Annotated in this window: 1 protein-coding gene; it reads right to left on the minus strand. The window is 70.5% G+C overall.

Translation table 11 applies throughout. The annotated features are described in order from the left end of the window. Window positions 1-353 precede the first annotated feature (353 nt). On the minus strand, window positions 354-719 hold the full coding sequence (locus tag ACZ38L_RS39390; RefSeq protein WP_465702951.1) for a hypothetical protein: 366 nt from the start codon (window positions 717-719) through the stop codon (window positions 354-356). Between the last annotated feature and the right edge of the window lie 1,050 nt (window positions 720-1,769).

Here is a 1,769-nt window from a genome sequence, read left to right on the forward strand (position 1 = left end):
CAGGATGATCAGACGATCGCAAGAAGGGTCGGATTTGCTCCGGTGGGTCCCGATTCATCCGCCGTCCAGCGGTCAGTTTTCACCCGTCGCCGAGAGACAGGCTCAACGCGACAGGACAGGCGGCAGCGCGCAGGTGTCTGCGTGAGGATCTCGGCCGTCTCCACGCAGTCGCATTTTCACTGAGGCCGTCGCGGATCCGGCCGCCGAGGTCTTCCGTCAGGTCGTCCCGGTCGACAGCGACAGACAGGTCCCGGCGGGATGGCTGGCATGGCGGATCTGACAATGAAAGGGCACCGACCGTGGTCGGCGCCCCTTCGCGCTCCACCCCGGGAGCTGACAGGTACTCGGGCTGTCTACCAGGCGATGACCATCAGGCCGCTCCCGCCGTTGCCGCCAGCGCCTCCTGCCTGGCCGGATTCCCCGTTCCAGCCGCGGGAGAAGCCGGTGCCACCGGTGCCACCGGTGCCGCCGTCACCGCCCTGGCCGCCCCATCCGCCTTCGGCAATGCCGCGCGGGACCGTGTAGCTGGTTCCGCCGGGAAGGGTCAGCGTGGTCGGGCCCTGCGGGTTTCCACCGGCGCCGGGCCGGCTGAGGGCACGGAAGTTGTTCCCTCCACCGCCGCCGACGGAGCCATCGGCCTTCCAGCCGGAGGAGCCGGCCCCGCCCCCGCCGCCCGCACCACCATTGCTGAGACTGCCGCCGCACAAGGAGAAACCCATGCCACTGCCCTGACCGCCGGATGTGCCCCCGGTCGCCTGACCGCCAGAGGCTCCGTTCTCAGTTCCGCCCTGCCCACCGCCCGAGCTGGAGGCGGCCCCGCCGCCCCACCCGCCGTCCGCAGCTCCGAGAATCAGGTTGTACGGACCTCCCGTGATCGTGGTGATGCTGGCGTGACTGCCCGCGCCTCCGGCGCCGCCGTCCGATCCGTTCCAGCCGTTCCCGCCAAGACCCAGACCGCCCGCGCCACCGCCTCCTCCGCCACCACCAGCCCCGCCCGTGCCGGCCTGGCTCACGAAGACCCGGAAGCTGTACTCGTCATTGGTGTTCAGGGTGCACTGGACGAACGCGCCAGCCCCGCCGCCGCCCCCGCTCGACCCGCTGGCGCCCCCGCCGCCCCCGCCGCTTTCGTCGCTTCCGGAGGTCACCCCGCTTCCGGGCTTCCCGCCCTCCCCGCCGCCACCACCCGCGCCGCCGGCCCCGCCGCCACCACCGCCGCCGGCCCCCCACATGTACACCGTGAACGAGCCCACGCCAGCCGGGACCCGCCATTCCCCGTTCTCGGCGAACACCGCGAACCCGTGCGCCACACCGTCACGGAGAACGGGAGCGGCAGCCGCCGAGGCAGCGGCGGTGGTCATCGTGGTCGTCGCGGCGAGAACGGACAGGGCCAGCGCGGTTCGGGCACTGCGCCGGACCCGGCGAGGCCATTGCTTCGTAGCAGTCATGGCCCTCATGATCACGGGCACCCGCGCGCCAGAGCCTGGCATCACGGCCGCAAACCACCCGAAATGCCTAAGCAACCGCACCCGGTCCCGACCACGGCGACGAAGCAATCAAAGCAACTCACCACAGACACCGCTCGCCGGATGCGACGCTGATACGTTCACCAGAACGGCCGTGGCCTGGCCTCTGACGCCGTTGCCGCCGACACCCATCACGGCAAACGACAAGGGTCCTGTCAATCCCCTGGAAACGTAGAGTCGTCTCTATGCGGCTTCGTCCCTCTGTCGGGTCTCGGCTCGCTGCTGGTTGATGATGCGTTCGAACTC

The organism is Kitasatospora sp. NPDC024654, from assembly GCF_055559155.1.

Excerpts from the sequence above, each read along its gene's own strand:
- ACZ38L_RS39390 (WP_465702951.1), bottom strand. The coding sequence starts at position 719 with ATGGGTTTCTCCTTGTGCGGCGGCAGTCTCAGCAATGGTGGTGCGGGC.